Origin of the sequence: Psychromonas sp. (assembly GCF_047632995.1) — a bacterium.
Classification (GTDB): Bacteria; Pseudomonadota; Gammaproteobacteria; order Enterobacterales; family Psychromonadaceae; genus Psychromonas.
This window is the reverse complement of sequence record NZ_JBLIEK010000152.1, coordinates 1-6,757: the sequence shown is the minus strand read 5'-3', so window position 1 is coordinate 6,757 and position 6,757 is coordinate 1. Positions and strand designations below refer to the sequence as shown.

Here is a 6,757-nt window from a genome sequence, read left to right as displayed (position 1 = left end):
TAGCCAGGGTGTTGTATCTGCTTAATAGCGTTCAAATAATCTCCCGAGCAAAACGCGGGAATTAAAAAAAGGGCCTAGCGCCCTTTTTTTGTGCCTGTTACATAAATAAAGCGTTATGCCAGTTCAGCCTTATTTATAACTACATTTTCTTGCACTCAATAAATTGATCACATTTTTATCCGGTGACAACTTTAATACCTTGTTCAGATAGATCCTGGATACAACTGCTCGGGAAGTTTGAATCCGTAATAACCGCATCAAAACAATTCATATCAACGGCATGAAAAGTTGCAATCTTTCCATATTTAGAAGAATCACTGACCAGGTAATTTGTTTTTGCAAACCTGACAATCGCTTGTTTCACTTGTATTTTGTCTTCACTAGGCGTTGATATACCACGTTGACTCCAGGAGGACGTTGAAACAAAAGCCAAATCTATATTCAATTCATTAAGTAATCGCGCGGCTTTACTGCCAACACAGGATTGATTTTCCCGATCCACTTTTCCACCGGTATGGTACAAACTGCATTTTGAATTTTTCATTAAGAAAGCAGCAATCACAAAATCATTGGTGACCACCATAATGTCATCTCGATGGCTAAGTTTATGGGCGATTTCTAAGGTAGTTGTTCCGGCGTCTAAATAGACAGTCGTATTAGGCTTTACCAGTTCAGATGCAAGCAGGCCAATAGATACTTTTGCACTCTGATTTTGTGTGGTCTTAGCCTCGTGTGACAATTCTGAATGCATGGTTTCAGTTAATTGAACGCCACCAGATACCGATATGACCCGGCTATCTGCTTCAAGTTTTCCTATATCGCGTCTTATGGTCATATGCGACACCCTCAACTGCTGGGTTAGCTGGTTGATGCTAACAACTTCTTGATTACTCAATAAAGCTAAGATAGCTCTATGCCTCTCTGCTGGTATCATAATGACTTATCTTCTCTATTTGACCCTTTTGTTTATATTAACATATTTTAACATTCACAATGATTAGTTGTGAAGTTGTTATAAAACACGAGTTTAACAAAATTTAACAAAAAACAGTTAAATACTCCATATCTTGCTCTTTAATTACCCTACCTCACTTTAGATAACTTTATTTTGTTAAGAAATGTGACGAAAATCGTAGAAACCCTTCATTAACTCCCGCTATAATAACAAATATAAACAAAACTTAACAAAAGAAAACACAAAAGAAAAAGGATTTAAGATGAAAATTGAAAAAAGTCAATCAGTTGCGGTCATTGGGCTGGGCTCAATGGGAATGGGTGCAGCTAAATCCTGCATCAACGCAGGTTTAGATGTTTACGGTATTGATCTTAACGATATTGCGTTAACACAATTAAAAGAAGCGGGTGCCAAAGGTATATCACATGATTGTAGCGATTTTTCCGACGTTTTAGATGCAGTACTGCTACTTGTTGTGAATGCGCAACAGGCTAAAACCATACTATTTACCAACAAACTCGCTGAAAAACTTAAACCCGGTACCGCGGTGATGGTCTCTGCCACCATTTCAGCTGAAGATGCAAAGTTTATCGAAGCTGAATTAAATATGCGGGATCTTTTGATGTTAGATGCGCCAGTTTCCGGTGGTGCGCTAAAAGCTAATTTAGGTGAAATGACCATTATGGCTGCCGGCTCCGATGCGGCATTTGAAAAATTACAACCAGTTTTAGACGCAACAGCTAGCAAGGTTTATAAAATAGGCAGTGAAATTGGATTAGGTGCCACGGTTAAAATAATTCATCAACTGCTTGCAGGTGTTCATATTGCCGTCGCCGCAGAGGCCATGGCACTGGCTGCCCGCGCTGATATCCCGCTGGATGTAATGTACGAGGTTGTAACTAATGCGGCCGGTAACTCCTGGATGTTTGAGAATCGTATGAAACATGTTGTTGAAGGTGATTATAGCCCTGCATCTATGGTGGATATTTTTGTAAAAGATCTTGGCTTAGTGGCTGATACCGCTAAAGGTTTAAAGTTTCCATTACCTTTAGCCAGCACCGCTTTAAATATGTTTACCAGTGCGAGTAATGCCGGTTTCGGACAAGAGGACGACAGCGCTGTTATTAAAATATTCTCGGGTATCACACTGCCTAATAAAGGAGAGTAATTATGCTATTAGGTGTTATTGCGGACGATTTTACGGGTGCAACGGATATTGCCGGTTTTTTAGTCGAAAACGGCATGCGTACTATTCAGCTTAACGGCGTACCTACTACAGATATTGAAATAGAAGCTGATGCTGTTGTGATAAGTCTGAAATCCAGATCTTGCCCTGTTGATGAAGCGATAAGCTCATCGTTAGCGGCATTAGCATGGTTAAAACAACGCGGCTGCCAGCAATATTATTTCAAATACTGCTCTACTTTTGACAGCACAGAAAAAGGCAATATTGGTCCGGTAACCGATGCACTGCTTGATGCCTTAGATGAAAAATTTACCATTATCTGCCCCGCTCTTCCAATAAACGGACGTACCGTTTTTAATGGCCACCTGTTTGTTCTCGGCGAACTATTAAGTGATTCAGGTATGAAAAACCACCCGGTCACGCCGATGAAAGACTCTTCTTTAGTGCGTTTAATGGATAAGCAGTCAGCAGGTAAAACCGGCCTGGTTCATTACCAAAGCATTGAACAGGGTCCGGAGAAAGTGATCGAAAGTTTCTCTGCGTTAGAGAAAAACGGTAAACGTTATGCTGTGGTTGATGCCTTTAATGCTTCACATTTAGATATTTTAGGCAAAGCCGTCAGTCATTTAAAATTAATCACAGGGGGATCGGGGCTAGCCGCCGGGATCGCAAAAAACTGGAGTGAGCATTTATCGGATCAATCTTCGGCAAAAAAAGCGGGTCACCCTGCGGCTGAGAAAACCATCATATTATCCGGCTCATGCTCTGTCATGACCAATCAACAAGTTGCGAATTACATCACCCAAGCACCGCATTGTGCATTGGATATTAAAGCCTGCCTGGAAAATGACAATTATCTTGAGCAGGTATTTAACTGGGTTATTGCTCATTTAGATGCTCCTTTGGCCCCCATTATCTACGCAACCGCATCAACCGATACTCTAAAAGAGATCCAGTCTTTGTATGGTGCAGAAGCTTCGAGCCAATGCGTCGAACAGTTCTTTAGTCAGCTTGCGTTTCAACTAAAAGAATATGGCGTTAAAAATTTTATTATTGCCGGTGGGGAAACATCCGGAGTGGTAACACAAAGTTTAGCCGTTGATGCCTTTCATATTGGCCCGCAAATAGCACCAGGTGTTCCCTGGGTAAAATCCGTGACGGGTAATCTTTCATTAGCTTTAAAATCGGGCAACTTTGGTGACCAGCATTTCTTTACTACCGCACAGGAATTTTATAATGACTGAACAAGTTAACAGACAAGTCGTGAGTGATATTTCATCACCTGATATTTTAATGACAGAGCAGCAGCTTAGAGTGCAAATGACAACGCTTGCCCGGTCGATGTTTGAACGTGGTTATGCAACGGGCGGCGCAGGCAATTTATCACTGAAACTGCCTGACGGGACTTTCTTAGCAACACCAACGGGGTCATCCTTTGGTCGCCTTGATCCACAACGTCTGTCGGTTGTTGATCTTGATGGCAAGCATTTATCCGGAGATCGTCCTTCCAAAGAAGTGGCATTTCATTTGGCGATTTATCAAAATAAACCCGACTGTAATGCCATTGTGCATCTGCATTCCACCTATCTAACGGCGTTGTCATGCTTAGAAGGTCTGGATCCGGACAATGCCATCTCTGCATTTACGCCTTATTACGTGATGAGAATTGGCAAATTACCCGTAGTGCCCTATTTGCGTCCCGGTGATCCGCGTATCGCTGAAGAGTTAGGCAAACTAGCAAAAAATTCTCGGGCATTTTTACTGGCCAATCATGGTCCGGTTATTACGGGCACTGACTTTACTGACGCCGTTGATAATGCCGAAGAGTTAGAAGAAACCGCAAAGTTAGCGCTAATGCTTAAAGGTAGAGCAATTCGTTACTTAACGGAACCGGAAATAGAAGATCTCAAAGGGAGAGGAAAATAATGGCCAAGTTTGCAGCAAATTTAACCCTATTATTTACCGAAGTAACATTTATCGAACGTTTTGCCGAGGCGCGCAAAGCGGGTTTTAAAGCGGTGGAATTTCTCTTCCCCTATGCTTTTGATGCGCAGGAATTAGCACTGCAACTCGAACACAATAGTTTAGAGCAAGCACTGTTTAACCTGCCTCCCGGTGACTGGGATGCAGGTGAGCGAGGATTTGCAGCTATTCCCGGTCGGGAGCAGGAATTCAAAGAGAGTGTTGCTACCGGGTTACATTATGCTTTAGCACTTAACTGCAAAAAAGTGCATGCCATGTCGGGCATAGTGGACCCGCGATTTACTTATCAGGAACATCTTGCCACCTTTATTGACAATATTCGTTATGCGGCGGATGTCTTTGCTAAACATGATATTAGCTTGTTGATTGAGCCCCTTAATAACCGCGATGTGCCGAGATATTTTGTCGCCCACCAGCGAGATGCTGTCGAGTTAATAAAACAAGTTAAGCGTGCCAATGTAAAATTACAATTAGATCTCTACCACGCGCAAATTATGGACGGGGATTTAAGCATATTGATTCGCGAGCTTGCTGATTATACAGGGCATATACAGATAGCTTCAGTGCCGCAGCGCCATGAGCCAAATGAAGGGGAGCTCAATTATCCGTATCTCTTTAATGTATTGGATGAATCAGGTTATAGCGGCTGGATAGGCTGTGAATATAACCCGCGTCACTCAACCATTGAAGGATTAGGCTGGGTCAAACCCTACCTGTAAAAACATTCAATATTGACCAAAAACAAATCGCTTAACGAAACCTTACAAACTAAAAAAGGATAAAATGATGGACGGAGCAATAATTGGAATCATTGTCGGCATTATAGCAATGATGTTAATGATAATAAAAACGCGTATTCCAGTCGCACTGGCCATGGTAATTGCCAGTTTAATTATGGGATTATCCGCAGGAATGGCACCCACTGAGCTAATCAACGCGATTAAAGCCGGATTCGGTGGTGTACTTGGTGGAATAGGTTTAATTATCGCTTTTGGCGTTATTATGGGGGCTTGTTTTGAGCGTTCCGGTGCCGCTGTACGAATGGCAAAAACCTTCGTAAAAATTTGTGGTAAAGGCCGCGAAGATTTAGCATTAGGTTTTACCGGTGTGGTTGTTGCGATACCGGTTTTTTGTGATTCAGCCTACATCATACTGCATTCACTGGTGCGCGCTATTTCCCGCAACACGGGTAAATCGTCGGTGAGTTTAGGGGTTACTTTAGCGCTTGGTTTATTAATAACACATGCCATGGTTCCACCAACACCGGGTCCAGTTGCTGTTGCCGGTATTCTTGGAGTTGATTTAGGCGTGTACATGCTGTGGGGATTAGTGGTTTCAATTCCTATGATGTTATTATCAATGATCTATATTCGTAAAGTTGGCAAAGAGTATTACCGTGTGCCCGATGGTGACCGCTGGATCACCAATCAAGCTGATTGGGCAAACCTGGAAACGGTTAACGCAACAGATGAACGCGAGTTACCAAGTAATTTCTTATCATTTGGTCCAATCCTTATCCCAATTATTTTAATCCTTTTGGGCACGGTTGTTGGCAAGGGAGATACGATCTTTCATAGCCTTCTTGAGTTATTTGGTAATCCGGTCGTTGCAGTTGGTTTAGGTGTTTTAATGGCGCTATATGGCCTGACCAGACAAATTGACCGTAAAGACATGATTGGCTCTATGGACGATGCCCTTTCTACTACTGGTTTAATCCTTGTGGTCACAGGTTGTGGCGGCGCAATGGGAGCAGTATTAACAGCATCGGGTACCGGTCCTATCGTTGCGGAAATGATCGCCAGCAGTGGTATTCCACCTTTACTTGTGCCTTTAGCAATTGCCTCTATGCTGCGTTTGGTCCAAGGTTCAGCAACCGCATCTATGATGGTAGCGGCGACAATGACCTTACCCTTAGTTGAAACCCTGGGATTAGATCCGGTTTTCGTCGCACTTACCTGTGCTGTCGGTCCCGTTGGTTTCTCTCATGTAAATGACTCCTACTTCCATATTATCAGCAGGACCTTAGGCATTACTGAGCTCTCTGATCAATTGAAAATTTGGAGCATGACATCGACCATCGCCTGGGCTATCGGTGCCAGTCTCATTCTGACGCTCAATTTATTCTTTGGTGCAGGTGGGACTATAATAGATCCCATCATACCTATTATAGTGCTAACTATGATTGCCCTATGGCTGAAAATAAGCACTCCAAAGAGCAAAGAAAATGAGAGTGTCATTGAAGCCTCGTAAATTGTAATAATGAACCAACCCTTCTTTTATGAAAGGGTTGGTTCAGCTTCTGCGCATGATTAAGTCAGGTTTTTAATAAATACAGATACCGCAAATCATTGTCCCATAAATGAATATAGCAACGTTTTTTGTCCTTACTTAATACACACTTTCCAAATAATATAAAACCAGCACCTTGCAGATCAACCGCCTGTTTAATATCAAAACGCCTTAACAAATCATCCAGGTACTTTGTAATGGGTAAAGTCACGACTCAAATCTCCCCAGGAACGCCCCCCATCTAATGCACCATCGCGGTGCTACAAGACCTTGGTTTGTACATTTTCTGCTGTGATTACGCGCCTGTTGTTATTTTCTGGGAAAATCCTGTCTGATTTCTCCTT

General features: G+C 42.5%; 6 protein-coding genes. 5 read left to right on the top strand and 1 reads right to left on the bottom strand.

The window, feature by feature from the left end; translation table 11 throughout:
• Positions 1 to 175: 175 nt before the first annotated feature.
• On the bottom strand, positions 176 to 934 hold the full coding sequence (locus tag ACJAT7_RS16875; protein ID WP_415227972.1) for a DeoR family transcriptional regulator: 759 nt from the start codon (positions 932 to 934) through the stop codon (positions 176 to 178).
• A gap of 283 nt (positions 935 to 1,217) precedes the next feature.
• On the opposite strand from ACJAT7_RS16875, the gene ltnD reads away from it, so the two are divergent.
• The 5 genes from ltnD to ACJAT7_RS16850 all read left to right on the top strand — a co-directional run bounded on the left by ltnD (position 1,218) and on the right by ACJAT7_RS16850 (position 6,374).
• A complete protein-coding gene (ltnD, locus tag ACJAT7_RS16870; RefSeq protein WP_415227971.1) occupies positions 1,218 to 2,123 on the top strand; it encodes an L-threonate dehydrogenase in 906 nt (301 codons plus the stop codon).
• 2 nt (positions 2,124 to 2,125) lie between these two features.
• Complete coding sequence (otnK, locus tag ACJAT7_RS16865) at positions 2,126 to 3,385, top strand: 3-oxo-tetronate kinase (RefSeq protein WP_415227970.1); 1,260 nt, start codon at positions 2,126 to 2,128, stop codon at positions 3,383 to 3,385.
• Positions 3,378 to 4,067: an aldolase gene (locus ACJAT7_RS16860; protein ID WP_415227969.1), complete on the top strand. Its 690-nt coding sequence runs from the start codon at positions 3,378 to 3,380 to the stop codon at positions 4,065 to 4,067. The genes otnK and ACJAT7_RS16860 overlap by 8 nt, the downstream gene beginning before the upstream one ends.
• The gene (gene otnI / locus ACJAT7_RS16855) at positions 4,067 to 4,843 is read left to right on the top strand and encodes a 2-oxo-tetronate isomerase (protein WP_415227968.1); all 777 of its coding nucleotides are present in this window, start codon (positions 4,067 to 4,069) and stop codon (positions 4,841 to 4,843) included. Before ACJAT7_RS16860 ends, otnI begins: the two co-directional genes overlap by 1 nt.
• Positions 4,844 to 4,907: 64 nt before the next feature.
• The gene (locus tag ACJAT7_RS16850; protein ID WP_415227967.1) at positions 4,908 to 6,374 is read left to right on the top strand and encodes a GntP family permease; all 1,467 of its coding nucleotides are present in this window, start codon (positions 4,908 to 4,910) and stop codon (positions 6,372 to 6,374) included.
• The last annotated feature ends 383 nt before the right edge of the window (positions 6,375 to 6,757 follow it).